Genomic DNA, 25,088 nt, shown 5'->3' on the forward strand with positions numbered 1-25,088 from the left:
ATGCCAACCGTTGTCACCGACGATGCCGTCTCCCTGAACTATCTCGACGAAGGCACCGGCCCGGCCGTGGTTCTCGTCGCCGGCTTCTGCGCACCGGCGACCACCTGGATGTTGCAGAAGAAAGCGTTGGTGCGAGTCGGATACCGTGTTCTCGCCCTCGATCGACGGGGTCACGGCACCTCCGATGCACCGACACACGGAGCGTCGATGGAGCGGCACGGACGCGATATCGCGAATTTCCTCTCGGAGGTGGGCGTCGACGAAGCCGTCTTGATCGGAGGTTCCATGGGGGCCAACACCATCTGGTCTTACGTCTCGCAGTTCGGCACCGACCGCGTTCGAGCCATCGTGTCGGTGGATCAGACACCGAAGATGGCGAACAGCGACGATTGGTCGAACGGCTTCTACGGTCTGACCGACAGCAATCGAACGTCGTTCTTCGACAGCGGAATACCCGACACGGGCCACGGCCGACCGCAGTGGAAGTCGGTGCCTGCACTACTGAAACTCGCGTTTGCATTGCGCGCGATGCCGAAGATGGCATCACCCGACACGGCCCCGATGAAGGCGCTACTGGCCGATCATGCGGCGCAGGACTGGCGCAACCATGTCGGGTACCGATAGGCCGTACCTCATGATCGCCGGACGCGACAGCCAGTTCTGGCCTGCTGCACATGCTTCCGAGTCCGCGAAGCTCAATTCGGGTGGTCGATCTGTGGTCTTGGAGAACTGCGGTCACGCTGCCAACATGGACCGGCCGAACGAGTTCAATGCGGCGATGCTGGAATTCCTCGACTCGATCGACTGAGGTTACGACCGCTCGCGCCCGTCCAGAGCCTCGGCACACGTAACAAGGTTGCGGTGCAGCACTTCTCGCTCGCTCTTGGACAGCGACGCAATCATGGCATTTTCCACCGCGGCGACAGCGGCCGACGCTTGCCGCAGGCGCTCCCTGCCCAGGGTCGTCACGTACAGACGCTGGTCTCGACCTACCCCCTCGATCTCCACCAGGCCGCCGCGCGTGAGCCCGGCCAGCAGTTGATGGGTTGCCTGCCTGCTGACGAATACCGCGCGCGCGAGTTCGGCGTTGGACAGTCCCGGTTTGTGCGCGAGGAGTTCGAGGCTCGAGTACTGCGAGACGGTGATATCGAGATCGCGTAGGCACTCGTCCATCGCCGAACGCAGGGCGGACGTGGCCCGCTTGAGGGCGTAGCCGATCGAGGTGTCGACATCCACTTGACTCATGTCAACATCTTGACATACATTTCTCGTCGTCAAGAACTTGACGAACCGCCGAAAGGACCCGACATGACCGTTGCGACCGTTTCCGGACCGAGCTTCCTCTCCCTCCAGGTACGTGACCTCGCCGTCAGTGCAGACTTCTACGAATCGCAGCTGGGCCTCGTCCGGGCACCCCAGGCACCACCCGGCGCGGTGGTGTTCACCACCTCACCGATACCGTTCGCCGTCCGAAACCCCGCTCCCGAAACAGATCTCGGCAGTGGTCAGCCGGGACTCGGAGTTGCCCTCTGGCTGGTGTGCGACGACGCCGAAGCGCTCCACGACAATCTCGTCGCCGCCGGCGTGACGATCGTGACCGCCCCCTTCGACGGCCCCTTCGGAAAGACCTTCGTCCTACGTGACCCCGACGGATACGCCGTCACCGTGCACAGCAGTTAGCCCCGAAGTCATCGACAAATGTGGGACCCTGAGTGCGGATGCCACCTCCGACGCGTAGGGAACACGACCATCATCGAGCGCCTGAAGAACCGCCTCATCGAGTCGGCGAACGCACCTCGAAAAGCCGCGAAACCGCCCGGGCCGATCCTGCTGGTGTTCACCACGATCGCCGTCGTCACGTGGGTATGCGTGTCCAGGAACTGGTGGCCCTCGCCCTACGGACAGTTCGCCTGGTTCGATCCGCTCCTCGCCGGCGCGTCATCGATCCTGGTGCTGCTGATCGTCGGGCTCATCTGGGCAATTCGCACCCTCCACGTCGTCGGCCAGGATCGAAGATGGTCGTGGTGGATAGCGCCGGCTCCGGTGGTGGTGGGCTTGGCAGCGGCTGTTCTGGTACTGCTGCCACCGGACAATATGCTGGACCATCGCGACGAATTCGAGGCCGTTGCGCGAGAATTGAGTGCACAGCCCTCGAGTAGCCGCGAACACATCGAGATCGGCCCGTTCGACATCAGCTCGGCACGCGCCACATCTGGCGGCGAGGTCTACTTCACCGAAGACGGCGGCTTCTCCCTCATGAGCGCCTCGGGCTGGGCGTATGCACCAGGTGGACCGCCCGCGGGATTCGACGACTTCACCGCCACGCACCTGGACGGTCCCTGGTACGAATTCTCGGCCATCTGGCGGGACTGATTTCTGTCTCAGAGCGACGGGTCCTCGAGCTGGCTCGTCGGTGACGAAAGCTGTTCAAAGCAGTCGCTTTTCCAGCCATACCTCGGCGTACGGCTCGGCGTTGAACGCCGGTACCTCCAGATAGCCGAGCTTGGAGTACAGGCCCCGGGCCTCGACGAGGTCCGCTCGCGTATCCAATCGCATTGTCCTGCGGCGCGATTGGCGAACCGATCCTTCGACGAACTCGACGATCGACGACCCGACGCCGTTTCCACGGGCACGCGCGTCGACGAAAACCCGGGTCAGTTCTGCGATGTCGCCGGAGACGAAACGAGCACCACCGCAACCGACCAGCGTCGAGCCCAGGTATGCGACAACGAACAGGCCCGAATCACCCACGAGATCGTCACTCGGCTCGTCGACCATGACTCGTCGTACTTCCTCGTCCGACGCCTCGCGGCCGTAGAAGCGTCCGACGATATCGACGTTGTAGCGAAACAGGATGTCGAGCGCCGGCTCCGAGGAGGGATGAACGACGGCGAACGTCGCCGATACAGGCACTACTTCGCGGCGGCCCGTTTGGCGAGCACCTTCGAGATCCCGAGCTGCGCAACAACGATGATGCAGCCGACGATCGCACCGATGACTGCCGACGCAAGAGTGTTGACGATCCACGCCAGCACTCCGCCGACACCCGCGACCCCACGCACCGCATCCTCACCGTGGTGCACCAGCTCGTAGATGGGGTGGAAACCGAGCTCGTCGATGCCCACGAGAAGGATGTGCCCACCGACCCACAGCATGGCTGCGGTGCCGACGACCGACAGCACTGCCATCACCTTCGGCATGCCCTTGACCAGTCCGCGGCCGAACTTTTCGACGAACCCGGACGAGCCCTCGGCCAGCTTCAGACCGATGTCGTCCATCTTGACGATGAGGGCGACGACGCCGTAGACGACGATGGTGATGACCACCGCGACGACCGCCAAGATGATGAGGCGACTCCAGAAGCCCTCGCTCGCAATGGTGTCGAGAGCGATGACCATGATCTCGGCGGAGAGAATCAGGTCGGTCCGAACGGCACCGGACACCACGCTGTCCTCGTCCCGCGGCTCGTCCTCTGCCTCGGCGTGATGATCGCCGTGGCCGAACAGCGCTCCCCAGATCTTGTGCGCGGCCTCGTAGCTGAGGTAGCAGCCACCGAGCATCAGAATAGGCGTCAGCAGCCATGGGAGGAACTGACTGAGCAGCAGGGCGATCGGCAGAATGATCAGCAGCTTGTTCCGAAGCGAGCCGACGGCGATGCGCTTGATGATGGGCAATTCACGTTCGGCCGCGAGACCGCGAACGTACTGCGGGGTCACCGCTGCGTCGTCGATCACGACACCGGCGGCCTTGGCCGTCGCTTTGCCGGTAGCGGCTCCCACGTCGTCGATCGATGCTGCCGCCAGCCGTGCCAGCGCGGCCACGTCGTCGAGCAGGGCTACCAGTCCGCCGGCCATCAGTGATCTCCGAGTGAAGACGAATGCACGATCAGGCTCCTAGGGCTGAGTACGACGCCGAAATCCGGCAATCCACGTGCTCGAACCATACCGCCAGTAGCTTGCTGCGGACCACACATCGGAGTGGGATGTATGGTTTCCTATACGTATAGCGAGCTATACCAACGAACGGAGCATTCAGGTGAGACTCAGATGGATATCGGTCGCCGCTGTCGGCCTGGCCACTGCATCGGCGACGGCACTGCTCGCCTGGCTCGTGTCACCCATCGCGCCAGGGGTTTCCGCGCTGGTGTTCGGCGTCACCGCGCTGCCCTTCGGCGCGATGCTGGGCTGGATACTGTTCGTCGCGCCGGTCACCGCCGACCAGACCTACACCTCGGGCGACAGCATCGAAAGCCATTGGACGACATCCGCGTCCAGCGGTACGGCCACCGATCTGGTGACCGTACTGGGTCTGACCCTTGCGGTGGTGTCCATCGCAAGAGTCGACCCCCCGGCCACGCTGCTTCTGACGGGCTTGCTGCTGGCTGCGTTCGCATCGTTCACTGCGCGGTACGCGTTCGCGCGCTACCGGGCCCTGTCCGAGTGAAGAACGATGTTCGACGTCGTCGCACCGAGAAGGGGTGGTCTCAGAGCGAGCTGGCCGAACGCATCGACGTCACCCGCCTGACGATCATCTCCATTGAAAAGGAGAGATTCGACCCGAGCCTGCCCGTCGCCTTTCGCCTTGCCGCAGCTTTCGACTGCACGATCGAGGACCTGTTCGAGCCCGATAAGAATTGAGCACTACTGCGAGTACGAACTCATGAAGTTGCCGAGCCGCTCTAGTGCGGTCGAGAGATCGTCCACGTTGGGCAGGGTGACGAGCCGGAAGTGGTCGGGCACATCCCAATTGAACGCTCGACCGTGACTGACCAGGATTTTCTCGGATTCGAGCAGGTCGAGGACGAACTTCTCGTCGTCGACGATGCCGAAACGGTCGGTGTCGAGCTTGGGGAACATGTACAGCGCGCCCGCAGCCTGCACACAGCTGATCCCGTCGATGGAGTTCAGCATTCGATGCGCCAGATCCCGCTGCGCGGTCAACCGACCCGTCGGCAGCAGAAGGTCCTCGATCGATTGACGGCCGCCGAGCGCCGTCTGTATTGCATGTTGTGCAGGCACATTCGCGCACATGCGCATGTTGGACAGCAACGTGATGCCCTCGATGAAGCTCGCCGCACGGCGTCGTGGACCGGTGATCGCCAGCCATCCGGCACGGAATCCACACACTCGGTAGGCCTTCGACAACCCCGAATAGGTCAGGCACAGCACATCTTTGCCGGTGAGAGTTGCGAGATTGGTCATCTCGGAACCGTCGTACACGATCTTCTCGTAGATCTCGTCGGCGAGCAGAATCAGATCGTGCTCGCGCGCGAGGTCGACGAAACGCTGCAGAACGTCGCGTGAGTACACCGCACCAGTGGGGTTGTTGGGATTGATCACGACGATGGCCCGGGTACGGGTGGTGATCTTCGATTCCAGATCCTCGAAGTCCGGAGCCCAGTCCTGAGTCTCGTCTGCCAAGTAGTGGACCGGAGTGCCTCCGGCGAGAGCAACCGAACCCGTCCACAGCGGGTAGTCGGGGGAGGGGATCAGCACCTCGTCCTCGGGGTTGCACAGCGCCTGCATCGTCATGGTGATCAGCTCGGAGACCCCGTTGCCCAGGTAGACGTCGCCGACGTCGAGGTCGCTCAGGCCCTTTGTCTGGTAGTACTGCACCACCGCGGTGCGCGCCGAGAACAGGCCCCGCGAGTCGGAATATCCCTGCGCGGTAGGCAGATTGCGAATCATCGCCATCATGATCTCGTCGGGTGCCTCGAAACCGAACGGGGCCGGGTTACCCACGTTGAGGCGCAGGATCTTGTGCCCCTGCTCCTCGAGTTCCTCGGTCTTGTCCAGGATGCGGCCACGAATGTCGTAGCGAACATTCTCGAGCTTGCGTGCCTGATCGATCGATCGCGTCATGACGAAAGTTCCTCCTGTCGAACGGACGGCGACATCCGAGTTCGGACCGCCACTGTTGCACATACGATGACCGCTGCTCCACCCACGACCACCGGCCACGTCAGTCCCTCGTGGAGCAGGATCGCGGCCCAGCAGATCGTCAGCACCGGCTGAACGAGCTGCACCTGGCTCACGCTCGACATCGGACCGATAGCCAACCCCCGATACCAGGCGAAGAACCCCAGGTACATGCTCACGACGGCCAGATAGGCGAACGCAGCCCACTCTGCGACACCTCCGCTCGTGGGTTGATGCCACCACGCGAACGCCGTCATCGCTCCGGTCACCGGAACAGAGACGACGAGCGCCCACGAGACCGTCTGCCACGCTCCCAGTTCACGCGCAAGCAGCCCGCCCTCCGCGTATCCCACCGCGGCCGCCACGACGGCTCCGAGGAGAAGCAGATCCGACCACCCCAGTCCGGCGACCTCGCCGCCCTGCACGGCCGCGAATCCGACAGCGACCGCAGCACCAATGGCCGCAACCAACCAGAACATCGGCCGGACGCGTTGCCGCTCGCGGACGACGGCGAAGGCCGCGGTCGCAGCCGGCAGAAGCGCGATGACGACGGCACTGTGGCCGGCGGAGGCGGTGGTCAGAGCGAACGACGTGAGCACGGGGAAACCGATGACGACCCCGGCCGCGATGACACCCAGTCGAACCCATTGCCGTCCGCGTGGCAACCGTTGCGAGGTCAGGGCCAGGGCGGCAGCAGCGAGGGCCGCGGCGACGACGGCGCGTCCGGACCCGACGAACAGCGGCGACAGGCCACCGGTCACGGCAATCCGAGTCAGCGGCACGGTGAACGAGAACGCCGTGACACCCGCCAGTCCCCACAAGAGGCCGGCTCGGGATAGCAGTCCCGGCGCGAGCTGGGTAGCGCTACTATGCTGTGTCATGTCCGACGATAGCAGTTCCCGGATCGTGTCTGCACTGCGAACCTGGATCGCAACCGCCCCGCCCGAGGCGAAGCTGCCATCCACTCGTGCGCTGGTGGCCCAGCATTCGGCCAGCCCCGTGACGGTGCAGAAAGCACTGCGCACGCTCATTTCGCAGGGTGTCATCGAAACACGGCCTGGCGTCGGAACATTCGTCAAGACCGTGCACACGGCCCGCCCGAACGACTACGGGTGGCAGACTGCCGCGCTCGGTGCACCCGGAAACAGATTGCAACTCCCCGCCGCACTGCAGTCCACGTCGAGTGACGTGATCGCTCTGCATTCCGGTTACCCGGCCCGAGAGCTGTTGCCGGAGCGACTCGTTCACGCTGCTTTCACCCGAGCTTCACGCACCGACGCAGTGGTTGCCCGGCCACCGACCGCAGGTCTGCCCGAGCTTCGAGCTTGGTTCGCCGCGGAACTCGGCGCTTCCACCCCGCTGGGCGTCACGCCGCCCTCGGCCAGCGACGTGGTCATCATCCCGGGCAGCCAGACCGGCCTGAGCACGGCCTTTCGGGCGCTGGTCGGTGCGGGACGCCCACTTCTCATGGAATCACCGACGTACTGGGGAGCGATTCTGGCGGCAACGCAGGCAGGCGTTCGCGTGGTCCCGGTCCCCACCGGGGTCGACGGACCCGACCCGGACGCGCTGGCACAGGCATTCGCCGAGTCCGGCGCGCGGGCGTTCTACGCTCAACCGACCTTCGCCAGCCCCACCGGAGCACAGTGGTCTCCGGACCTGTCCGAACGTGTGCTCGACATCGTTCGACGACACGGTGCGTTCCTGATCGAGGACGACTCCGCCCACGATTTCGGCATCACCGCCGAACCCAGCCCACTGGCCGCACAAGACGACGGCGGACATGTGGTGTACCTGCGTTCGCTGACCAAGGTCGTATCACCGTCGATTCGATTGGCAGGCTTGATCGCTCGTGGCCCGGCCCACGAACGCATCCTCGCCGACACGGGAGCCGAATCGATGTACGTCAGCGGCATCCTGCAGACCGTCGCTCTCGACGTCGTCACCCAACCCGCCTGGCGCACACACCTACGACGCCTACGCACGCAACTCGAAGCGCGTCGAGACCTACTGGCCCACAGCCTGATCGAGTTCGCTCCTCGCGGTCATCTCGATCGGATCCCCCGGGGCGGACTCAATCTGTGGATGCGCCTGCGTGACGACATCGACCTGGAAGACGTTGTGCACAAATGCAAATCGGCGGGTGTCATCGTCGGAGCGGGAGACGATTACTTCCCGGCCGAACCCACCGGCAAGTTCCTGCGTTTGAACTACGCGGGCTCGAACGCCGGTGAGTTCCCGGACGCGGCACGGACGATCGGATCGGTCATCTGAGACTGTTCGACGCTTCGACGGCGAACGTCGACGTGCGACCCCACACGAACCAGACCAGTGGCCCGAGGAACGGAAACGCGAGCACGACGAAGATCCACACCGCACGGCCCGCGACACTGTAATTGGGTGAGCGAAGGATGCTGACGAGCGCGGCGACGAACAGAACGACCGCGCCGAGCACCGCCACCAAGACGATGGTTCCCAGCCCGAACCCGAGTACCTGCTCGGTGGTCGAATGTTGTTGTGAAAGTAGTACTGCGGCGTGCATGACGGTTCCTCTGCTGTGCTTGTTCTTCGCTGTTTCGTTGACGACCACAACGCTATGGACCCGAACGTTCCTGCACATCGGTCTGCACGTGTATCTCGTCGTACATCGGACGATGTAGGCCTACCGCCGGAGTCGTCGCGCAGTTACCGTGGTGCGGACGTATACGACCTGGGGGGACTTGTGCAGACCGTCAAGAACGACTACACGACGTGGAGGGCCTTGGGGCCGGGCGGCTTACCGGCCAACGTCGGTGGATGGTTGATCGCCACCGCGCTACGACCGTTGTCCAGACGTGACCTCATGACCGTCGCCGGCGCGTCGCCCGCAGGCCGGCACTGGCACCTCGAACCGCGCCGAGGACCACGGCCGACGATCGCCCCGTACCCGATTCCACATCGTCAGCTCACCGACCGTGCTACGCCCGTACTGACAGACAGGATCACCGGCGCAGTTGCTGCCGAAGCGCGCATGAACAATCGATACCGCCTGGCGCGCAGCCACTTCGAGAGGCGAGGGGACGCGCTGTATCTGACGGATGTCACCGCTGCTGCACCGTGGATTTCGCGAACCAACGGCGAGATACTCCACGTCCACGAGACCGAAGGATCGATGCACGTCGTCATGCAGCCCGACGATGCTCAGACCGTCATCTCCGCGGGCTGGGGTGAGCTACACCCCCTCGCCGGACGCCCTGGCCCCGGACTTCCCGAAACCTACGTCTTCCTCTACGCACCGAGAGACTCCGACGACGCAGATCGAATCGAACAGATCATCCATCGCGCAACAGCTACTTCGACGATATGACCCTGCGCTCCAGGGGGTTCGCCTTCATCGCCGGGTACATTCCTGAGCGCCACAAGGTCGCAGCCGTCGACTGCGGTCTCCTTCTCGATTCGATCTTCATCCTGGATGCGAAGTCTGCGGCGAAACCTTCTCGCGTATAGCTGGATTCGATGACATCCACGCAGTGCGGATCGAGGTCTCGAATCCGACGGCCACTGACGTCCAGGTGTGCCGCATCGTGCAGCAGGGCCGCCTCCGATCCCATCGGTGTCTCGACGTCCATGTGCCTGGCTACAGTCTCGTGGACGATCTGCGCCGTTCGGTCGTCGCCTTCGTGTCGGCGGACGAACTCTTCGGCTCTCCCGGCTCCGATCACCGCAAAACATCCAGCCACCGGGTTCTGTTCTGCGCCGAGAGCTATGTCGTGCAACAGGCACGCGACGTACAGCGCCTCCCGATCCGGCCGTAGACCGTCGATGACCGCAAACGCCGACGCGTACTGCCAGCACCGCACGCTGTGCATCAACATGGGCTCACTGAGGCACTCTCTGGCCTCCTCCAGTGCTTCCCGGCACAACCGTGAATCCGGAGCATCGACTGTGTGCCATGCGGAACCCGCCGAACGTCGCCGGGGACCGAGCACGGTACCGGGCAACATCGCGAGTTGTTCTCGCACAGCAGCTGCCACTATTCGCGCACGATGACCTGCGCTCAGCTCACCGGGTTTCATCGGGTGTTCCCTTCAGGTGGCGGAGCATATCCGCCCGCGTGATCGCGAGCATGGCGTCGAGCATGGATCGATCGACGATGCGTCGTTGATGCAGTGACACAGCACCGTTCATCGCCGCCCAGGCATTCAGAACCAGTGCACGGGGGAGGACGTCGGCACCGGCGTCCTCCACCGCACGCGTCACCGAATCGATGAGTTCACCGAGCGCAGTGTCGATCTTTTCCTTCGCCTCACCGACCGACGCGGACTCGGACTTGTCCACATCCGTCAGCGCCAGCAGCCGCAACGCCAATGGATCGTCGCGGTGAAACGCGATGTAGCGATCGAGGAACTCGGCAACGACGTGCGCAGATTCGACCGCATCGGTGGGGGCAGTCATTTGCTCAGCGTGGCTCTGGGCGGTTCGCCACGCGAGAGCGGCGTAGATGTCCACCTTGCCGGCGGGGAAGTTTGCGTAGATCGAACTCACCGCCACATCGGCTGCGGTGGCCAGCATCTCGATCGTCGTTGCCCGATATCCGTGGCGTAGGAAGAGCGAACGAGCGCCGTCGAGCACCGCAGTGTGTGTTCGACGCTTCCGCTTGTCGGTGGGGGTATCCAAGACCATAACTTTATCATACTCTGATTCCGATATCGGAATCCAATTATGATAGAGGGGTAGCGATGACAGCCAACGAAGTACTGGCACCGGACAGCGGCAGCTCGGCGATGACCATGTTTCTCCCGCAATCACCGTTCGTGCAGCAACTGGGCATCGAGCTGGTCGACATCGACGAGGGCACAGCTCGACTGCGGCTGCCGTACCGCGACGAGCTGTCCACCGTCGGCCAGATGCTGCACGGCGGCGTGATCGCCGGCTGTATCGATATCGGGATCATGACCGCAGCATGGGCCGGATCCGAGGTGCCCGAGAAGCTTCGGGGCGTCACGGTCTCCATGTCTGTGCAGTTCATGGAACCGGTATATGCCGAGGGTGTCGATATAGTCGGTACTCGGATACACGCGGGTCGGAGCCTGAAGACGTGTCGAGTCGACATCGTCGGGACCGAATCCGGCCGCCTCGTCGCAACCGGCACGGGAACCTACAAAGTCGGCTGAACTCTGGGCAGAGACCGCAGAACATGTGACGATCGATGAATGACACTCGATGACATCGTAAATCTGGTCGGCAGCTTCGACGGCACGTTGGCGCAGCTGCCTCGGGAGGGTGATGGGACTCCGGAACTCGCATGGGGCGATGTGTTCTTCTACTACTCGCCGGACGGAACTGTTCCGTCGTCCACCCAGCCGTTCGCGACCATCGTGACGAAGAACTATCCGGGTGACGAGTTGTCCCGGCTGGACCGGCCCGACGCGTTCCGTGTCAATGTCATTGCAGGAAAGCAGGAGTTCGAGCGGCTATTGGGAGTGCCCCCACGCGAAGCAGCCCACGCACCCCAGGCCGATACCGACGACACCCTTGCCGCCCACCCTCAGTACGGCACTGCGGGCTGGTTGTCGGTGGTCAACCCGTCTTCGCAGACCGAATCGCAGATCGGGGAACTCCTCGAATCTGCGTACAGCGTCACCAAGGACAGGTACGAGCGCCGCCGACACTGATCACTCGAAGAAGTCGTCCATCGATCGGGATAGTCCTTCGATGTCGAGGCCGTTGGCTCGGTCGTGTTGGGCCACCGTTCCGTACTTCCTACGCTCTCCAGGCTCCACCCCGATCCCCAGTACGCGATGCCGTATGTCTGCCATCGCTCGATCGATCTGCGGCACAGAGGTTCCCGCGAGATAGGGCTCGACGATCATGATGTCCGGCGCAGTCAGCGTTTCTCGAAGAGTCGTACCGTCGAAGGGCCTGATCGTCGACGCGTGCATCACGGTGACGTCACGTCCACGGGCCGCGGCCAGGACCCGGTCCGTCATCGGACCGACCGAGATCACAGTGTCCGAATTACCCTGTTGCAGAACGGTCATCGAACCTCCGGGTCGACCGTACGAGTGATCGTTCGAGACGCCGTCAAGCCTGATGTAAACGCGGTCGTCGGATGCAGCGGCACCGCGCAGCATCCATTCGACCTCGTCGACGTGCCCTGGCACGTGCATCGTCCACCCGTCCAGGGTGTCCAGTAGCGCGACATCGCGTTGGCCGAAGTGCGTCTCACCGCCTTGCGGCCACCCGTAGGAGCCGCCCGAGCTGACCAGGATCGCGCCGACATCCTGATGTCCCAGATCGAGTTTCACCTGCTCGAAGGGTCGCTCGATCAGAAACGGTGAAAGGTGTGCACGATCGGACGCATTCCGGCGAGCGACATACCGCCTGCGACACCGATCATCGCCTGCTCTCGAATACCCACGTTGACCACACGCGATCGGATGTCAGGAGTGAGGTTCGGTTCGAGATAGGCAGCGCCGATCTCGGCCAATACCAGCACAATTCGCTGGTCCTGCGCCAACAGCTCCGGCACCAGCCGGTAAAAGAATTCGCGTTGATCCGCAGTCCTGTTCATCGTCGACGTCACTCAGTTCTCCTTCTTCTCCACGTGGGCGACCACCACATGCGGCCGGTCGCCGCGATCGATGCGAAACGCCTGCCGGAGCGCGCTGTGGTCCCTCCCGTCGACTTCGGAGGTCGACCACCCCTCGACGGCGAAGCGCGACGCGATGCCGCCGGGCCAACCCAGACCAGCCGAATCGTTGTCGATCACCACGGTGGTCAGGTTGCCCAGCTGCGATCGGCCGGCGAATTGGATGGCTTCCATGTTGCTGCCCTCGTCGAGCTCGGCGTCACCGATCAGTACGAACACCTGAGCCGGGCTTCGCTGAATCTGAAGCGCCACAGCAGTTCCGGCCGCCAACGCCACACCATGGCCGAGTGATCCCGATCCGATGTCGACCCCGGGAATCAGCGTGCGGTCCGGATGATTGCCAAGCGGTGAGTGGTAGCTGCCGAACGAAGCAAGCTCGTTCGGCGTCAAGAAGCCCCGTGCAGCGAGCACTGCGTAGTACGCCATCGGGCCGTGCCCCTTGGAGAGGTAGAACCTGTCGCGATCGGGATCGTCGGGCTGCGCCGCGTCGAGACGAAGAATGTCGGAGTACAGCACCCACAGCACGTCAAGCGTGGATGTGGCGCTGGCACCGTGCTTTTCGTCGCCGGTCATCAGCGTCATGAGTTGAGGCAACTCTTCGAAAGTCATCTGCATGGGACCACCCTGCAACCTCGAGTGCACTCGAGGTCAAGAGCGACGTACTACACCCAACCGTCCGACGACCGTCCCGCGAAGTTCGCCAGGCGTTCCAACGGCCCTGCCTCGGAACGGGGTTCCACGATGGGCCCGAAAGGGACTCCTGGAACCCGACTCTCCGCCGGCAGCAGTGCTCGAAGTTCCACGGCGACCGGATCGACGAGAGCCGGGTCGGCGTGGGCCGGTTGTCCTGTCGCAACGGCAAGATCCCATCCGTGCACCAGTAACTCCCGCGCATATCCCCACACAGCCGATCGCCCCGGCACTTCACCCCACGGGACCGCGACCGGGCCATCGAGCAATTCATCGTCGGCCCACGCGGCACGGGCTTGCGTCACCGACGTGTCGAAGGATGCGGCGTCATGATCGGAGCACAAGGGCGACACAGAGTCCGGACTCCCGAGTTCGGCGATCGCAATCAGCCTTCGGACCGTCGCAACGAGATGGCCTGCCAGCGTCCGGACATCGAACTCGTCGCACGGAGTGGGAAGGTCCAGTTGGTCGGCGCGCACGCCTGTGAGCAGACCGCTCACCCATGCGGCGGACGTGAAGTACACCTCGCGCGGATCCGTCTGCTGCGTGGTCTCGATGGTGTTCATTGTCGATCCTTCCGTTTCGCGGCCACCGGTGTGGCCTGCTGGGTAGAAGTAGATCGGGTGAACATGACATCTTCTGTCATCTTTTGGTGAGAGACTTTTCGGGTGCGCGCAGACCGGTTGTTGTCCATCGTCATGCTGCTCCAACACCGGGGCAGACTGAATGCTGCCGACATCGCCGAACAGCTCGAAGTGTCCACGCGCACCGTGTTGCGTGACATCGAAGCGTTGTCTTCGGCGGGCATTCCGGTCTACACCGATCGCGGTCGCGGTGGTGGCATCAGTCTGCTGCAGGGCTATCGCACCGAGCTGACCGGTCTGACGGCCGCCGAGGCGACGGCATTGCTCGCTTCCGGCGCGGGACGCGTCGCCACCCCGGCGTTCGCGAGCGCCATGCGCAAGGTTATCGCCGCGATACCCGACGCTCACCGAGCAGCGGCAAGCACTGCCTCACAACGAATCCTGGTCCGGCCCGACGGTTTCGCGTATCCCCACGAACCGGAAGAACATCTGGTGGAACTCCAACGGGTCGTCATAGACGGTGTGCGGATAAGAATCACGTATCGCGATCACAGCGGTTCGGTGAACGATCGAATCCTCGACCCCATCGGGCTCGTCTACGCCGGCGATCATTGGTACCTACTCGCCGGGCGTGAGGGCACCGAACGTGTCTACCGGGTATCTCGGATCGACGAGCTGACCGTGCTCGACGAGCAGGCTCACCGCGCTTCCACCGTGGACCTGGAGGCCGCCTTCACCGCACACTGGAGGTCGTTCCGTGCGAGTTTGACCCACATCGAAATCACCTGCATCGCAGAAGAATCGGTATGGATCTTGTTGACGAAGAACGTCGTTCGCGTGATCAGCGACCAAGTACAGGACGACGGACGACGCCTCGCAGTCATCGAGTTTTCCGGCCACAATCACGCTGTGGGGGCGTTGTGGCACTGCGGGCCTGCGGTAACAGTGCTGCAGCCGAACACAATTCGCGACGAATTGGCTCAACGGGCTACGGCAACGGCGCGGTTGTACAGCTGACGTCGCGGCTGGATCCTCTCGGAAGGTGTGCTCCGTGTCCACTATTACTAGGCCGACGCGCTTTCCCGATTCTCGAGCCGAATTGTGGACACTCAGCGCACCACCGACGACCAAGTCATTAGCATTGCGAATAGTCTGGTGCCTTCGTAGGGTGGACGCGACTCCGAACAGGCAGGACGGCGCTATGGCTTTCAATCCACCCCGAACGTGGTTTGGCCCGAAACGGTACGGCTGGGGAATCAGCCCGCACACCTGGGAGGGCTGGCCGCTTCTGGTCGTCTTCGTGATTGTCGTCGTCACGCTGGGGGCCATCGTATTCTCGTGACATGTCGCGTCCACACCTCGACTTAGCAGGGATATCCATCGACTGCCCCGAACCGGTAGACCTCGCTCGCTTCTACCTTGCGCTTCTGGGCGGAGACCTGTTGTGGGAGAACACGTCGAGCTCGGGGATTCGCACGCACTCGGGCCTGAACATCGTTGCGCAAAAGGTGGCGAAGTACATCCCGCCCACATGGCCGTCGGCGTCCATCGTGCACTTCGATCTCGATGCGGGAGTGAGCCTCGACGAATCCGTCGCTCATGCAGTCGAATGTGGGGCAACAGAAGCAGAGGAGCAACCGGACCCGCGGTGGCGAGTTCTCCTCGACCCCGCCGGCCACCCCTTCTGCATCACTACAGAGGTGTACGACGGTTGAGGCGATTCTGAGGTGGGCGAATCCGCTGAGGTTGATCTGAGTATCGACGACATTCGACACGTGACGGCGTTCGCAGCTACCTGCGCCCGTCGTGCCTTGCCGGTTTTCGAGGCCTCGCACCCGAACGATCTCCGTCCACGTTCGGCGATCGACGGGGCTGAGACGTTTGCCGAGACCGGCCAACGCACGGCAGCACTCCGCCAACTCGCCTGGGCAGCGCACAAAGCTGCCCGCGAGGTGCCGGCATCTGCGGCCACGGACGCCGCACTGTCCGCCATGCACGCCGCCGGTGCCGCCTTTCTCCATCCGCTGTACAGCCCCCATCAGGTCAAGCACATTCTCGGTTCTGCCGTGCATCTGATGCTGACGGACTCCAAAGCTGTTGTAGAACAGATCGAATGGATCCATGATCGAGCCGACGCGACCGTGCGTTCGGTCTTGCGCCGCTTTCCAACACCGGCCACCGGGCGCACGAGTTTCGGCACACTTCTCACTCAACTCGATGCCGAATTGCGACGCTGACGCGTTGTCGGGATCGAACGGCAGTGACAGCATGGAGGCATGAACGATCGTCAACGTCGTTGGACCCGGTACCTGCTCGGCATCTGGCTGGCCTTGCTCGTATTTTCAGCGATCGCCGATATCGTGTCCGAACCGTCGTCGATGTGGAACTGGTCGAAGCTGGTAGTGCTGGCGGTAGCCGCCCCGTGGCTCTGGTACCGACACGGACGGTCCTGGCTCGTGCCCAACAAGATTGCTCCTGAGGCCGTACCCGCCGAGGATGTCGACGCGGTTGTCGCAGAATCCGGCCGAACTGTCTACGCCATCAAAGCGCTGCGCGAAATGCATCCCGGTCTCGGTTTGCTCGATGCCAAAAGGCTTGTTCAACCAGAAAATTGACACCTCGAGGAGTAGACATGACCGGCACAAGTGACGTCAGCGATTCCGACGGGCTCTTCGAGGCCGCGAACCTGTTGGTCGATTTCAATCGCGAGTACGACGACCCGGCACCCGAGCCCCAATGGTTTGCAGCCCATTTGAACAGGCTGGTCACATCCGGTGACACAAGCGTCTTGACATTCGGGACTCCCCCGATCGGTGTTGCAGTTCTTCGATTCCGGACCGGAACGTGGAGCGCAGATATCGAGGCCTATCTCGCCGAGTTCTACATTCAGCCTGGTCTACGCGGGAAGGGATACGGCACAACCTTTCTCGACGACGTCATCAACCATGCCCGCGGCAGGGGTGCGACCTATATGGACCTCAATACCTCGGAAGACGACGAGGCAGCGCGCCATGTGTACGAGAAGCGCGGCTTCGACTGCCACGAAGGACGCGGTGAGGGACCGAAGGCTCTCTACTACGAACTCGAGCTCGAACCGGACGGGTAACGTGACCTTATGGTTAGCCGGGATAACAGCTCGACGTCGTTCGGGACCGCCGCCGAGGTGTACGAATCTGCTCGTCCCGAATACCCGTCGGACGCAGTCGCGTGGATGTTGGAGCCCACTCTCGCGTCCGATCGTCGCCCACGAGTCGCTGACGTCGGTGCCGGCACGGGCAAGCTCACGCGCAGCATCGTTGCCGCTGGTTGCGACGCCATTGCCGTCGACCCTGATCCCGCTATGCTCGACGCCCTGCGCATCGCGGTACCGGGTGTCCCGATCCTGGTCGGTACTGCCGAGTCCCTCCCCGTCGAAGAAGGAAGTCTCGATGGAGTGCTGCTCGGACAGGCCTGGCACTGGGTGGATCCGGTTGTGGCGTCACGCGAGATCGGACGGGTCCTGCGTCCGGGCGGCGTGCTGGGCCTGATCTGGAACGTTCGCGACGAGTCACAGGCCTGGGTTCGCCGCCTCAACTCGGTGGTCTCACGCGGCGGAGCGATGGCCATGTTCGACGACGGACCGCCGCCGATAGCGGAGCCCTTCGACCATCTCGAAGAGCGACGATGGGCGTGGTCTCGCACGGTGAACCGATCGCTGTTGACCGACCTGGTTCGATCGCGCAGTTTCTACATCACCGCGACGGCCGACGAGCGCAACGGCATAGATCAGAATCTCGCCACCTTGTTCGACGAGCTAGGGCTGCATGGGTCCACAACGATCCACCTGCCTTATGTGACCAGAGCGTTTCGATCCACCAGGCGAACCGATGACATCTGAAATCGGTTCGTTCGTTGTCGAATCAGGCGATTCGATCGTGGGAATCGGCGCACTACTCGTCCGAGACGGATCGATTCGCTTCACGCCCAATGCCCCCGACGAGCGGGCAGCGACCGAAAGCGCAGCGACCGTCCCGGTGTCTGTACGCAGCCCCGTCATGCCATCGGGTGGGTGGGTGTCGCTAAGCGGCACGTTGCTCGATGGAGCCATCGAAGCCGACGTGATCGATGGCATCGACAGGCCCGAATTTCCTGGGGAACCCGCACTGCGCATTCCTGGTCCGGCCGGGAGTACCTGGACCAGGAATGCCGTCCTGGAATCCGTAGAGCAGAGCGCTTCGGATCTTCGTAGCGCGTCGGGCGCGTATCGCGACAGCGATGGAACACTGGTGGTGACATTGGGGTATTTACACGTCGATCGACGTGCCTGCGACTGGCTCGCCCAACCTCACCCGGGCCCGATCGACGTATGGGTGGCCCTGCGCCCCGGGGACCCCGCAAGTCGCCATGATCACAGGAAACGAATATGATTCCCAATAAGTGGGTACCGGTTCGAATACGAGGAGTTCAATCATGGCGTTTCCGATCATCGTCGCGAAGGCAGTATCGACGGTCGTGACGGGTGCAGTCGGCGTCGCCGCATACAACGGTGCCAAGAAGCTGTACGAGAAGGCCCCCGTCCGCAAGGCTGCGGTGTCGGCCACCGAACTCGGTCTGCGCGCAGCGCGCAAGGCCGAGGTTCACGCGGAATCGGCCCGACTGGCCGTGTCCGACGTCGTCGCCGAGGCCCGGGACCGGATCGGTGAAGAGGTTCAGCCGCCCACGGCCTCCGATGCAGGCCACGGCCACGCGCACTGACCGGGACTGCTTCCGATTATGACGACCCTCGCCCAACGCCCCCTCGACATCGACGCGACGCAGGCAGACGGCATCGAGATCCTCTCCGACGCTGCCGGACGTATGCGACTGCGCGTCGACTGGCTCCGCTCGAGCCCTGGCCGTGCAGTTGCGGTCGAGGACCATGTGGACAAGATCCGCGGAGTGCGCGCCGTTCATGCGTACCCGCGGACGGCGTCGGTCGTCATCTGGTACTCCCGCACACGAATCGACAGGGCAGAACTCTTCGACGCGGTGAATGCCGGGCGCTCGACGAATTGGGCCCTGGTACCGGTCCGTAGTCCGCGCTCAGCTGACGTCACCAGCGGCGACGTGCTGCGGATGACCATCGGCGGCGCGGCACTGGTCCTTCTCGGTCTTCGCCGCTACGCGTTCCGTCGGCCGCCCATCCTCGGCCCCACCAGCCGTCTCGTTGCCACCGGCGCAACGATCTTCACCGGCTACCCGTTTCTCAAGGGAGCCGTGCGCTCGCTGGCCGGCAACAGGACGGCAGGAACCGACGCACTCGTCAGCGCCGCAACCGTAGCCAGCCTCGTGCTGCGCGAGAACGTCGTCGCCCTCACCGTGCTGTGGCTCCTGAACATCGGCGAGTACCTGCAGGAATTGACCCTCAAGCGAACTCGACGCGCGATCTCCGATTTGCTGACCGGCACACAGGACACCGCCTGGATCAGGCTGCCCGACGGCTCCGAGATCTCCGTCGACGTCGATCGACTCGAGATCGGCGACGAGGTCGTCGTGCACGACCACGTGGGCGTTCCCGTCGACGGCACCGTGGTCGACGGTGACGCGGTGGTGGATCAGTCCGCGATCACCGGCGAAACCTTGCCGGTATCGATCGTCGCCGGAGACCGTATTCATGCGGGATCCGTCGTCGTCCGTGGCCGCCTCGTCGTGCGTGCCTCCGCCGTCGGTCGCGACACCACGATCGGCCGCATCATTTCTCGCGTCGAGGAGGCGCAGGAAGATCGTGCACCGATTCAGACTGTAGGAGAGAACTTTTCACGACGCTTCGTCCCCGCGTCCTTCATCCTGTCGGCGCTGACTCTCGTCGTCAGCCGGGATGTTCGACGTGCCATGACGATGCTGCTCGTGGCGTGCCCGTGCGCGGTGGGGTTGTCCACGCCGACCGCCATCAGCGCAGCCATCGGAAACGGTGCTCGCAGAGGCATTCTCATCAAGGGCGGATCTCACCTCGAACAGGCCGGCAGGGTCGACGCCTTCGTGTTCGACAAGACCGGAACCCTCACGGTGGGACGCCCCGTAGTGACCAATGTCGTGTCGTTCCAGGACGATTGGGAACCGGAGCAGGTGCTGGCCTACGCGGCGAGCTCCGAGATCCACTCGCGACATCCTCTGGCAGAGGCTGTCATTCGGAGTACCGAGGAACGGCACATCGTCATCCCGCCGCACGAGGAGTGCGAGGTGATCGTCGGACTCGGCATGCGGACGGTCGCAGACGGACGGACGCTGCTCCTGGGCAGTCCATCTCTCCTACGCAGCGAGGACGTCGCGGTGTCCGAGGATGCGCAGCAATGGGTTTCGCGGCTGCAGGACGAGGCCGAGACTCCGCTGCTGTTGGCCGTCGACGGCGTACTCGTCGGCTTGATCAGTCTCCGGGACGAGGTCCGTACCAACGCATCCGCCGTTCTGAACGCGCTCCGTGCCGACGGTGTCGAACGCATCATCATGCTCACCGGCGACCACCCGAAGACGGCGGCGGCGGTCGCAGCGGAACTCGGTATCACCGAGTGGCGGGCCGAAGTGATGCCTGACGAAAAGCTCGAAGCCGTCCGAGAACTGCAGGACGCAGGTTACGTCGTGGCGATGGTCGGTGACGGCACCAACGATGCCCCTGCTTTGGCCGTCGCCGATATCGGAATCGCGATGGGGTTGGCGGGCACCGATGTTGCCGTCGAGACCGCGGACGTGGCACTGGCAAGCGACGACTTGTCGCGTCTGCTCGACGTACGTGACCTCGGCCGGCACTCGGTGTCGGTCATCCGTCAGAACTACGGAATGTCCATCGCCGTCAACGCTCTCGGCTTGGCTGTCAGCGCCGGTGGTGCGCTGTCCCCGGTGCTGGCGGCAATCCTGCACAACGCCTCGTCGGTCGCGGTGGTGGGCAACAGTTCGCGATTGATCCGATACCGACTCTGATCAGTAGCGCCCGAACGCCAGGGCAACGTTGTGCCCGCCGAAGCCGATCGACGTACTCAACGCGTAGTCGATCTGCTGGCGGCGTTGTGAACCGACGACATCGAGATCGATTGCGGGATCCTGATTGTCGAGGTTGAGAGTTGGCGGCACCACCGATTCGCGAATCGACAGCATCGCGAGAATCGCCTCCACTGCTCCGACTGCACCGATGGAATGACCCAGTGCAGACTTCGGTGCGTAGACGGATGCATGGCCAACGGTAGCGGCGATGGCCCTGGCCTCCGACAGGTCACCTATCGGCGTTGCCGTTGCATGCGCATTGACGTGGTCAATGTCTCGGGCAGTCAAACCAGCCGTGCCTATGGCCTTCTGCATGGCTTTACGGATCCCTCGACCTTCAGGATCCGGTGCGACTATGTGAAACCCGTCCGATGTTATTCCTGCACCGAGCAGTCGGCCGTGAATTCGTGCACCTCGCGCCGTGGCGTGTCTCTCGGACTCGATGATCAGCAGCGCACCCGCTTCACCGAACACGAATCCGTCACGGTCACGATCGAAGGGCCGCGAAGCCCGCGTCGGTTCGTCATTGCGAGTACTCATCGCCCGCATCATCGAGAAGCTAGCGATCGGCACTGCGTCGATATGCCCCTCGACGCCACCAGCGATCACGACATCCGCCTCACCCGAAGCGATCAGTCTCCATGCGTGAGCCAACGCCTCCGAACCCGACGAGCATGCCGACACCGGAGTGAACACCCCCGCCCGAGCGCCGACCTCGAGCCCGATGTGCGCAGCCGGTCCGTTCGGCATCACCATCGGGACCGACATCGGCGACACCTTCCGGTATCCGCCCGCCCTCATCGCGTCGACGGCCCCGATCAACGCATCGCCGCCACCCAGTCCGGTCCCCACTGCGACGGCAAGACGATCCGAGTCCATGTCCTCCAGACCCGAGGCACGCCACAGTCGCCGTCCCAGCACAACCGCCAACTGCTCGACGAAGGACAGTCTCCGCTGCTCCACGCGGGTCAGATGGTCGGAGAGCGCCACCTGAAGGACACCTCCGATGCGAACCGGAAGGTCATACCTCGCAACGAAGTCACTCAGGAGCGGGCCTATCCCACTTTGCCCGTCCATGAGGCGATCCCATGTTGTGTCGGCGTCGTCGGCCAGAGCCGTCGTGGCTACGTACCCGGTGACGACGGCGTTGCGATGAAGCGTTTGTGTAGCGATCGGTTCACTCATGAAGTCCATGGATACATGTAGCGACCGGTACAGTCAACCCATGGCCCGTCCACTCGATCACGACAAGCGCGTCGAGCTGCTCAGCCGCGTTGTCGACTACATAGGCACTCACGGTCTCGACGATCTGACCCTTCGCCCCCTGGCCGCCGAACTTGGCACCAGCTCGCGAATGCTGGTCTACTACTTCGATTCCCGCGAGAACTTGATAGTGCAGGCCTTGACCAGTCAGCGGCCGGCGTTCGCAGAAATGTTCGGCGACGTCGACACTGCCGACCAGCTCGAGAGCCGACTGCTCGAATTGTGGAAGTCGATGTCCGACGGTCACGACGTGGTCAGCTCACGAATCCTTATGCAGGTCATCGGAATTGCCTCCATCAAGTCCGGAGTCCTCGCGGACTTCGCACGCGACAGTGTTCGGTCACTGACCGACGCTTTGGCCAGTGCGATGGCGCGCTGCGGGATGGACTCGACCACGGCCTCGTTACAGGCGACAACCATGGGGGCCGCATTCCGAGGGCTACTGCTCGACCGCTTCACCACGGGGGATTCCGAACGCACCGACGCTGCCGCCGCCATGCTCTTTCGCGCTGCAGCGCGACCGTGTTTACCAGCGGTGTGATCCTCGCCGATTTCGGCTTGCGTTGGAGTGCACTCCAAGACGTAGCGTCTGGTCCATGACCGCAGCACCGCATTCACCGGCCGCGACCGACGCCGAGGACGTGAGTATCGGCATTGCCGAGATGGCCGAGTCCTCGGGGCTGACGCAGGACACGCTGCGTTGGTACGAGCGGGAGGGCCTGATACCCGAGATTCCTCGCACGGCGATGGGTCGGCGCGCGTTCAGCCCGCGACTGGTCGCACTCGTGAAACTTCTGGTCCGTCTGCGGACGACCGGGATGCCCACAGCCGATATGCGCCGATTCGTGATTCTGGTGAATCTGGGTGCGTCGACGCATCAGGAACGGATCGACATTCTGACCGCGCACCGGGTACGTGTCGAAGAGAAGCAACGTCGTCTCGCCGAAGCACGGTCGGCGCTGGAGTCGAAAATTTCGCACTACGAGGACCTGATCGCCCAGGGTCTCGACTGTGACGGTCTTGCAGTCGTCACCCCATCATTCAACGAGCACAGGAGCATTGATGTCGATTCCCACTCGTAACGTCCCGGCACTCGGACGCAATGTTGGTGCCATCGGCCTCGGTTGCATGGGTATCAGCTGGGCCTATGCCGGTGCCGACACCTCCTCGGACACTGCCGGTGCACCAATCCTTGCGCACGCACTCGAGTCGGGGATCGACTTCTTCGACACCAGCGACGCCTACGCCGCCGGACACAACGAGAGGGTCGTCGGCCGCGCTCTGGCCGGGACGGATGCCGTGATCGCCACGAAAGCCGGGCTGATCGGCAACGTCGACGGCGGAGCGCCTGTTCTGACCCGAAACGGTACGCCGAAGCACCTCGCGCAGGCCTGCGACTCGAGCCTGCGGAACCTCGGTGTGGACACCATCGATCTGTACTACCTCCATCGCGTCGACGACCAGGTGCCGATCGAGGAATCCTGGGGAGCGCTGTCCGAATTGGTTGCGGCGGGCAAGGTGGGCGCCCTGGGACTCAGCGAGGTCACCGTCGAGCAGGCACGGGTGGCCCACAGTATTCATCCGGTCTCCGCGGTGCAGTCCGAACTATCCCTATGGACTCGAAACGCGCTGGGACAGGGCACAACACCCGACGGTGAACCTATGGGAAACATGGTGGAGTGGACGAGTGAGAACGACGCGGTGTTCGTGCCGTTCTCGCCGTTGGGTCGAGGATTTCTCACCGGTTCACTCGATACCTCCACACTTCCGGCGACCGACATGCGGTTGGCACTTCCCAGATTCTCCGGAGCTGCCGCCGAACAGAACCGATCGATCGTCCAGGTGGTGTCCGCAGTTGCATCGAGGCACGACTCCACCCCTGCCGCTGTGGCATTGGCGTGGGTACTCGCCCAGGGTCCCCACGTGATTCCCATTCCCGGCACCACCAACATCGAGCATTTCGACGCCAACCTGGCGGCACTGGCGCTTAAGCTCACCGCCGAGGATCTCACCGCGCTCGACGATGCACCCGCTGCAGTCGGAACCAGATACTGACATGCCGCGAACGGCATTGGTGGAGATCGACTTTCAGCCCTGGATCATCGAGCTCGGGCACGATCCCGACGCAGTGGCTCGCGCCGAATCGGTCCGTGCAGCCCAGCGCGCTACGGGCGCACTGGTGGTGTGCAGCCGCTATCTGAGCCAGGACGCTGCCGATCCTCTGCGTTCCGACCCGGAGAGCGTCGGAGCCCGCTTCCACCCGAGGATGACGCCTCGGCCGGGAGACCTCATCGCAACGAAGTTCGACCGCGACATCTGGTCCAACCCCGATCTGGATGCCCAGCTGAGACTTGTCGGGGTGGAGCACGTGGTGATCACCGGGTACCTCACGGATTTCGGGGTCCAGATTGCCGCGGAACGTGCGTGCGAACTGGGATACCGCGTCACGGTGCACTCCGATGCTTGCGCGGGATCGCCCGAATTCGAGCATCAGCGAGCCCTCGAATCCATAGCGGCAGCCGGTGCCACTCTCGAGTAGTCCATGCTCGGGTGTCACCCGCGCTACATATACGCACCTCGACAGGAACGCCGGTGTGCCGAGAGACTATCGCGGTGGTCTGGTGACGTTGGGCCCCTACTACGTTGGGATCCACGTGGCCGCGGCTGATCGACAGCAGCGGACCTGTCTATCGGTGTCCGCTATTTTGCGTCGCGGAAGTACGGTTCGACTGTGCCCTTGAGCTTGACGAGCATGGGGTTTCCGTAGCGATCCTTCGCGGTCGGGACCTCGACACGCACCCAACCCTCGGACACGTTGTATTCGCGAATGCTCGTCTTCTCGACGCCGTTGAAGCGAATGCCCACGTCGCGGCGAAGAACCTCTTCGTTGTAGAAGCGGCTGCTCGGATCGATCGAGAGATGATTCGGTGGAACGTCTGTGTTCTGGTCCTCGGGCATGATTACTTTCGTCGATGTGCTGCGTTGGGTGCTGGGGTCTGAACCCCATGA

Annotated in this window: 37 protein-coding genes; 23 read left to right on the forward strand and 14 right to left on the reverse strand. The window is 63.3% G+C overall.

The genetic code is table 11. The features are described 5' to 3' along the window. Both CH285_RS24905 and CH285_RS28505 read left to right on the forward strand, forming a co-directional pair. Nucleotides 1–624, forward strand: a complete 624-nt coding sequence (locus CH285_RS24905) for an alpha/beta fold hydrolase (protein ID WP_230597400.1) — start codon at nt 1–3, stop codon at nt 622–624. Beyond that, nucleotides 608–808, forward strand: a complete 201-nt coding sequence (locus CH285_RS28505; RefSeq protein WP_230597401.1) for an alpha/beta fold hydrolase — start codon at nt 608–610, stop codon at nt 806–808. Before CH285_RS24905 ends, CH285_RS28505 begins: the two co-directional genes overlap by 17 nt. 2 nt (nt 809–810) lie before the next feature. Here CH285_RS28505 and CH285_RS24910 read toward each other — a convergent pair whose 3' ends face one another. Beyond that, nucleotides 811–1,245, reverse strand: coding sequence for a MarR family winged helix-turn-helix transcriptional regulator (locus CH285_RS24910; protein WP_032389401.1), 435 nt, complete (start codon nt 1,243–1,245; stop codon nt 811–813). Between the two features lie 63 nt (nt 1,246–1,308). Here CH285_RS24910 and CH285_RS24915 point away from each other — a divergent pair, with 63 nt between their 5' ends. Both CH285_RS24915 and CH285_RS24920 read left to right on the forward strand, forming a co-directional pair. After that, complete coding sequence (locus CH285_RS24915; RefSeq protein ID WP_032389402.1) at nt 1,309–1,680, forward strand: VOC family protein; 372 nt, start codon at nt 1,309–1,311, stop codon at nt 1,678–1,680. An 18-nt stretch (nt 1,681–1,698) separates the two neighbouring features. Continuing rightward, nucleotides 1,699–2,373 carry a DUF1109 domain-containing protein gene (locus CH285_RS24920; RefSeq protein WP_230597402.1) on the forward strand — a complete coding sequence of 225 codons (675 nt, stop codon included), beginning with the start codon at nt 1,699–1,701 and terminating at the stop codon, nt 2,371–2,373. Nucleotides 2,374–2,427: 54 nt separating this feature from the next. On the opposite strand, the gene CH285_RS24925 is transcribed toward CH285_RS24920, so the two are convergent. Next, nucleotides 2,428–2,913: a GNAT family N-acetyltransferase gene (locus CH285_RS24925; RefSeq protein ID WP_032389403.1), complete on the reverse strand. Its 486-nt coding sequence runs from the start codon at nt 2,911–2,913 to the stop codon at nt 2,428–2,430. Next, the gene (locus CH285_RS24930; protein WP_032367693.1) at nt 2,913–3,854 is read right to left on the reverse strand and encodes a DUF808 domain-containing protein; all 942 of its coding nucleotides are present in this window, start codon (nt 3,852–3,854) and stop codon (nt 2,913–2,915) included. The genes CH285_RS24925 and CH285_RS24930 overlap by 1 nt, the downstream gene beginning before the upstream one ends. A gap of 181 nt (nt 3,855–4,035) precedes the next feature. On the opposite strand from CH285_RS24930, the gene CH285_RS24935 reads away from it, so the two are divergent. Both CH285_RS24935 and CH285_RS24940 read left to right on the forward strand, forming a co-directional pair. Further along, a complete protein-coding gene (locus CH285_RS24935) occupies nt 4,036–4,443 on the forward strand; it encodes a hypothetical protein (protein ID WP_094621841.1) in 408 nt (135 codons plus the stop codon). After that, on the forward strand, nt 4,440–4,637 hold the full coding sequence (locus CH285_RS24940; RefSeq protein WP_027495100.1) for a helix-turn-helix transcriptional regulator: 198 nt from the start codon (nt 4,440–4,442) through the stop codon (nt 4,635–4,637). The genes CH285_RS24935 and CH285_RS24940 overlap by 4 nt, the downstream gene beginning before the upstream one ends. Before the next feature lie 3 nt (nt 4,638–4,640). Here the strand turns inward: CH285_RS24940 and CH285_RS24945 are convergent, their stop codons facing one another. Together CH285_RS24945 and CH285_RS24950 are read right to left on the reverse strand one after the other, a co-directional pair. After that, entirely contained in the window at nt 4,641–5,861 is a 1,221-nt protein-coding gene (locus CH285_RS24945) for a pyridoxal phosphate-dependent aminotransferase (RefSeq protein ID WP_027495099.1), read from the reverse strand. Further along, on the reverse strand, nt 5,858–6,799 hold the full coding sequence (locus CH285_RS24950) for a DMT family transporter (RefSeq protein WP_032389404.1): 942 nt from the start codon (nt 6,797–6,799) through the stop codon (nt 5,858–5,860). The genes CH285_RS24945 and CH285_RS24950 overlap by 4 nt, the downstream gene beginning before the upstream one ends. Here CH285_RS24950 and CH285_RS24955 point away from each other — a divergent pair. Continuing rightward, nucleotides 6,798–8,192, forward strand: a complete 1,395-nt coding sequence (locus CH285_RS24955; protein ID WP_094644102.1) for an aminotransferase-like domain-containing protein — start codon at nt 6,798–6,800, stop codon at nt 8,190–8,192. The genes CH285_RS24950 and CH285_RS24955 overlap by 2 nt on opposite strands. Here the strand turns inward: CH285_RS24955 and CH285_RS24960 are convergent. Continuing rightward, complete coding sequence (locus tag CH285_RS24960) at nt 8,185–8,460, reverse strand: PLD nuclease N-terminal domain-containing protein (RefSeq protein WP_027495096.1); 276 nt, start codon at nt 8,458–8,460, stop codon at nt 8,185–8,187. The two genes, CH285_RS24955 and CH285_RS24960, sit on opposite strands and share 8 nt — an antisense overlap. Nucleotides 8,461–8,640: 180 nt before the next feature. On the opposite strand from CH285_RS24960, the gene CH285_RS24965 reads away from it, so the two are divergent. After that, nucleotides 8,641–9,264: a luciferase domain-containing protein gene (locus tag CH285_RS24965; protein ID WP_094644103.1), complete on the forward strand. Its 624-nt coding sequence runs from the start codon at nt 8,641–8,643 to the stop codon at nt 9,262–9,264. On the opposite strand, the gene CH285_RS24970 is transcribed toward CH285_RS24965, so the two are convergent. Next, a complete protein-coding gene (locus CH285_RS24970; protein ID WP_094621836.1) occupies nt 9,248–9,973 on the reverse strand; it encodes an HD domain-containing protein in 726 nt (241 codons plus the stop codon). The genes CH285_RS24965 and CH285_RS24970 overlap by 17 nt on opposite strands. Next, nucleotides 9,960–10,580, reverse strand: a complete 621-nt coding sequence (locus tag CH285_RS24975) for a TetR/AcrR family transcriptional regulator (RefSeq protein WP_032407920.1) — start codon at nt 10,578–10,580, stop codon at nt 9,960–9,962. The genes CH285_RS24970 and CH285_RS24975 overlap by 14 nt, the downstream gene beginning before the upstream one ends. Before the next feature lie 56 nt (nt 10,581–10,636). Here CH285_RS24975 and CH285_RS24980 point away from each other — a divergent pair, with 56 nt between their 5' ends. Both CH285_RS24980 and CH285_RS24985 read left to right on the forward strand, forming a co-directional pair. Beyond that, nucleotides 10,637–11,071 (forward strand): PaaI family thioesterase, encoded by a 435-nt coding sequence (locus CH285_RS24980; protein WP_032389408.1) that lies wholly within the window; start codon nt 10,637–10,639, stop codon nt 11,069–11,071. 39 nt (nt 11,072–11,110) lie between these two features. Further along, the gene (locus CH285_RS24985; protein ID WP_032370017.1) at nt 11,111–11,572 is read left to right on the forward strand and encodes a DUF6194 family protein; all 462 of its coding nucleotides are present in this window, start codon (nt 11,111–11,113) and stop codon (nt 11,570–11,572) included. On the opposite strand, the gene CH285_RS24990 is transcribed toward CH285_RS24985, so the two are convergent. The 4 genes from CH285_RS24990 to CH285_RS25000 are packed head-to-tail and all read right to left on the reverse strand — an operon-like array spanning nt 11,573 to nt 13,805. Then, nucleotides 11,573–12,205 carry an alpha-ketoacid dehydrogenase subunit beta gene (locus CH285_RS24990; RefSeq protein WP_255032296.1) on the reverse strand — a complete coding sequence of 211 codons (633 nt, stop codon included), beginning with the start codon at nt 12,203–12,205 and terminating at the stop codon, nt 11,573–11,575. A 20-nt stretch (nt 12,206–12,225) separates the two neighbouring features. Then, on the reverse strand, nt 12,226–12,483 hold the full coding sequence (locus tag CH285_RS28510) for a hypothetical protein (protein ID WP_255032295.1): 258 nt from the start codon (nt 12,481–12,483) through the stop codon (nt 12,226–12,228). Then, entirely contained in the window at nt 12,484–13,164 is a 681-nt protein-coding gene (locus tag CH285_RS24995; protein ID WP_032389410.1) for a thiamine pyrophosphate-dependent enzyme, read from the reverse strand. Between the two features lie 47 nt (nt 13,165–13,211). Further along, on the reverse strand, nt 13,212–13,805 hold the full coding sequence (locus tag CH285_RS25000; RefSeq protein WP_176458585.1) for a TIGR03086 family metal-binding protein: 594 nt from the start codon (nt 13,803–13,805) through the stop codon (nt 13,212–13,214). Between the two features lie 102 nt (nt 13,806–13,907). On the opposite strand from CH285_RS25000, the gene CH285_RS25005 reads away from it, so the two are divergent. The 9 genes from CH285_RS25005 (at nt 13,908) to CH285_RS25045 (ending at nt 20,756) form a co-directional block, all read left to right on the forward strand. Next, entirely contained in the window at nt 13,908–14,840 is a 933-nt protein-coding gene (locus tag CH285_RS25005; protein ID WP_094644104.1) for a helix-turn-helix transcriptional regulator, read from the forward strand. Nucleotides 14,841–15,166: 326 nt separating this feature from the next. Further along, nucleotides 15,167–15,538 carry a VOC family protein gene (locus CH285_RS25010; protein WP_094644105.1) on the forward strand — a complete coding sequence of 124 codons (372 nt, stop codon included), beginning with the start codon at nt 15,167–15,169 and terminating at the stop codon, nt 15,536–15,538. Nucleotides 15,539–15,550: 12 nt separating this feature from the next. Further along, the gene (locus CH285_RS25015) at nt 15,551–16,060 is read left to right on the forward strand and encodes a putative immunity protein (protein ID WP_094644106.1); all 510 of its coding nucleotides are present in this window, start codon (nt 15,551–15,553) and stop codon (nt 16,058–16,060) included. A 39-nt stretch (nt 16,061–16,099) separates the two neighbouring features. Then, nucleotides 16,100–16,438, forward strand: coding sequence for a hypothetical protein (locus CH285_RS25020; RefSeq protein ID WP_057474567.1), 339 nt, complete (start codon nt 16,100–16,102; stop codon nt 16,436–16,438). Nucleotides 16,439–16,455: 17 nt separating this feature from the next. Beyond that, nucleotides 16,456–16,929 carry a GNAT family N-acetyltransferase gene (locus tag CH285_RS25025; protein WP_094644107.1) on the forward strand — a complete coding sequence of 158 codons (474 nt, stop codon included), beginning with the start codon at nt 16,456–16,458 and terminating at the stop codon, nt 16,927–16,929. Nucleotides 16,930–16,938: 9 nt separating this feature from the next. Next, complete coding sequence (locus tag CH285_RS25030; protein ID WP_094644108.1) at nt 16,939–17,700, forward strand: class I SAM-dependent methyltransferase; 762 nt, start codon at nt 16,939–16,941, stop codon at nt 17,698–17,700. Then, complete coding sequence (locus CH285_RS25035; RefSeq protein WP_094644109.1) at nt 17,690–18,229, forward strand: hypothetical protein; 540 nt, start codon at nt 17,690–17,692, stop codon at nt 18,227–18,229. The genes CH285_RS25030 and CH285_RS25035 overlap by 11 nt, the downstream gene beginning before the upstream one ends. Before the next feature lie 43 nt (nt 18,230–18,272). Beyond that, nucleotides 18,273–18,557, forward strand: coding sequence for a DUF1490 family protein (locus tag CH285_RS25040; RefSeq protein ID WP_027495086.1), 285 nt, complete (start codon nt 18,273–18,275; stop codon nt 18,555–18,557). 18 nt (nt 18,558–18,575) lie between these two features. Beyond that, the gene (locus CH285_RS25045) at nt 18,576–20,756 is read left to right on the forward strand and encodes a heavy metal translocating P-type ATPase (protein WP_094644110.1); all 2,181 of its coding nucleotides are present in this window, start codon (nt 18,576–18,578) and stop codon (nt 20,754–20,756) included. Here the strand turns inward: CH285_RS25045 and CH285_RS25050 are convergent, their stop codons facing one another. Beyond that, nucleotides 20,757–22,001: a KasA/KasB family beta-ketoacyl-ACP synthase gene (locus CH285_RS25050; RefSeq protein WP_032370078.1), complete on the reverse strand. Its 1,245-nt coding sequence runs from the start codon at nt 21,999–22,001 to the stop codon at nt 20,757–20,759. A 40-nt stretch (nt 22,002–22,041) separates the two neighbouring features. Here CH285_RS25050 and CH285_RS25055 point away from each other — a divergent pair, with 40 nt between their 5' ends. Genes CH285_RS25055 through CH285_RS25070 form a run of 4 tightly spaced genes read left to right on the forward strand, consistent with a single transcriptional unit; the run spans nt 22,042 to nt 24,618 of the window. Continuing rightward, nucleotides 22,042–22,620: a TetR family transcriptional regulator gene (locus CH285_RS25055; RefSeq protein WP_094644111.1), complete on the forward strand. Its 579-nt coding sequence runs from the start codon at nt 22,042–22,044 to the stop codon at nt 22,618–22,620. Between the two features lie 55 nt (nt 22,621–22,675). Then, nucleotides 22,676–23,161 (forward strand): MerR family transcriptional regulator, encoded by a 486-nt coding sequence (locus CH285_RS25060; RefSeq protein ID WP_052068794.1) that lies wholly within the window; start codon nt 22,676–22,678, stop codon nt 23,159–23,161. Next, nucleotides 23,142–24,134: an aldo/keto reductase gene (locus CH285_RS25065; RefSeq protein ID WP_094644112.1), complete on the forward strand. Its 993-nt coding sequence runs from the start codon at nt 23,142–23,144 to the stop codon at nt 24,132–24,134. The genes CH285_RS25060 and CH285_RS25065 overlap by 20 nt, the downstream gene beginning before the upstream one ends. Before the next feature lies 1 nt (nt 24,135). Beyond that, on the forward strand, nt 24,136–24,618 hold the full coding sequence (locus CH285_RS25070; protein WP_176458584.1) for a cysteine hydrolase family protein: 483 nt from the start codon (nt 24,136–24,138) through the stop codon (nt 24,616–24,618). A gap of 161 nt (nt 24,619–24,779) precedes the next feature. On the opposite strand, the gene CH285_RS25075 is transcribed toward CH285_RS25070, so the two are convergent. Then, nucleotides 24,780–25,037 (reverse strand): DUF3297 family protein, encoded by a 258-nt coding sequence (locus CH285_RS25075; protein ID WP_032367678.1) that lies wholly within the window; start codon nt 25,035–25,037, stop codon nt 24,780–24,782. Nucleotides 25,038–25,088 lie beyond the last annotated feature (51 nt).

This window comes from Rhodococcus sp. 05-2256-B1, assembly GCF_002258465.1.
Lineage (GTDB): Bacteria > Actinomycetota > Actinomycetes > Mycobacteriales > Mycobacteriaceae > Rhodococcoides > Rhodococcoides fascians.

Coding starts and splice junctions, on each gene's coding strand:
- CH285_RS24905 (WP_230597400.1), top strand. CDS start 1: ATGCCAACCGTTGTCACCGACGATGCCGTCTCCCTGAACTATCTCGAC.
- CH285_RS28505 (WP_230597401.1), top strand. CDS start 608: ATGTCGGGTACCGATAGGCCGTACCTCATGATCGCCGGACGCGACAGC.
- CH285_RS24910 (WP_032389401.1), bottom strand. CDS start 1,245: ATGAGTCAAGTGGATGTCGACACCTCGATCGGCTACGCCCTCAAGCGG.
- CH285_RS24915 (WP_032389402.1), top strand. CDS start 1,309: ATGACCGTTGCGACCGTTTCCGGACCGAGCTTCCTCTCCCTCCAGGTA.
- CH285_RS24920 (WP_230597402.1), top strand. CDS start 1,699: ATGTGGGACCCTGAGTGCGGATGCCACCTCCGACGCGTAGGGAACACG.
- CH285_RS24930 (WP_032367693.1), bottom strand. CDS start 3,854: ATGGCCGGCGGACTGGTAGCCCTGCTCGACGACGTGGCCGCGCTGGCA.
- CH285_RS24945 (WP_027495099.1), bottom strand. CDS start 5,861: ATGACGCGATCGATCGATCAGGCACGCAAGCTCGAGAATGTTCGCTAC.
- CH285_RS24955 (WP_094644102.1), top strand. CDS start 6,798: ATGTCCGACGATAGCAGTTCCCGGATCGTGTCTGCACTGCGAACCTGG.
- CH285_RS24950 (WP_032389404.1), bottom strand. CDS start 6,799: ATGACACAGCATAGTAGCGCTACCCAGCTCGCGCCGGGACTGCTATCC.
- CH285_RS24960 (WP_027495096.1), bottom strand. CDS start 8,460: ATGCACGCCGCAGTACTACTTTCACAACAACATTCGACCACCGAGCAG.
- CH285_RS24970 (WP_094621836.1), bottom strand. CDS start 9,973: ATGAAACCCGGTGAGCTGAGCGCAGGTCATCGTGCGCGAATAGTGGCA.
- CH285_RS24975 (WP_032407920.1), bottom strand. CDS start 10,580: ATGGTCTTGGATACCCCCACCGACAAGCGGAAGCGTCGAACACACACT.
- CH285_RS24980 (WP_032389408.1), top strand. CDS start 10,637: ATGACAGCCAACGAAGTACTGGCACCGGACAGCGGCAGCTCGGCGATG.
- CH285_RS24985 (WP_032370017.1), top strand. CDS start 11,111: ATGACACTCGATGACATCGTAAATCTGGTCGGCAGCTTCGACGGCACG.
- CH285_RS24995 (WP_032389410.1), bottom strand. CDS start 13,164: ATGCAGATGACTTTCGAAGAGTTGCCTCAACTCATGACGCTGATGACC.
- CH285_RS25000 (WP_176458585.1), bottom strand. CDS start 13,805: ATGAACACCATCGAGACCACGCAGCAGACGGATCCGCGCGAGGTGTAC.
- CH285_RS25010 (WP_094644105.1), top strand. CDS start 15,167: ATGTCGCGTCCACACCTCGACTTAGCAGGGATATCCATCGACTGCCCC.
- CH285_RS25020 (WP_057474567.1), top strand. CDS start 16,100: ATGAACGATCGTCAACGTCGTTGGACCCGGTACCTGCTCGGCATCTGG.
- CH285_RS25025 (WP_094644107.1), top strand. CDS start 16,456: ATGACCGGCACAAGTGACGTCAGCGATTCCGACGGGCTCTTCGAGGCC.
- CH285_RS25030 (WP_094644108.1), top strand. CDS start 16,939: ATGGTTAGCCGGGATAACAGCTCGACGTCGTTCGGGACCGCCGCCGAG.
- CH285_RS25035 (WP_094644109.1), top strand. CDS start 17,690: ATGACATCTGAAATCGGTTCGTTCGTTGTCGAATCAGGCGATTCGATC.
- CH285_RS25040 (WP_027495086.1), top strand. CDS start 18,273: ATGGCGTTTCCGATCATCGTCGCGAAGGCAGTATCGACGGTCGTGACG.
- CH285_RS25045 (WP_094644110.1), top strand. CDS start 18,576: ATGACGACCCTCGCCCAACGCCCCCTCGACATCGACGCGACGCAGGCA.
- CH285_RS25050 (WP_032370078.1), bottom strand. CDS start 22,001: ATGAGTGAACCGATCGCTACACAAACGCTTCATCGCAACGCCGTCGTC.
- CH285_RS25055 (WP_094644111.1), top strand. CDS start 22,042: ATGGCCCGTCCACTCGATCACGACAAGCGCGTCGAGCTGCTCAGCCGC.
- CH285_RS25060 (WP_052068794.1), top strand. CDS start 22,676: ATGACCGCAGCACCGCATTCACCGGCCGCGACCGACGCCGAGGACGTG.
- CH285_RS25065 (WP_094644112.1), top strand. CDS start 23,142: ATGTCGATTCCCACTCGTAACGTCCCGGCACTCGGACGCAATGTTGGT.
- CH285_RS25070 (WP_176458584.1), top strand. CDS start 24,136: ATGCCGCGAACGGCATTGGTGGAGATCGACTTTCAGCCCTGGATCATC.
- CH285_RS25075 (WP_032367678.1), bottom strand. CDS start 25,037: ATGCCCGAGGACCAGAACACAGACGTTCCACCGAATCATCTCTCGATC.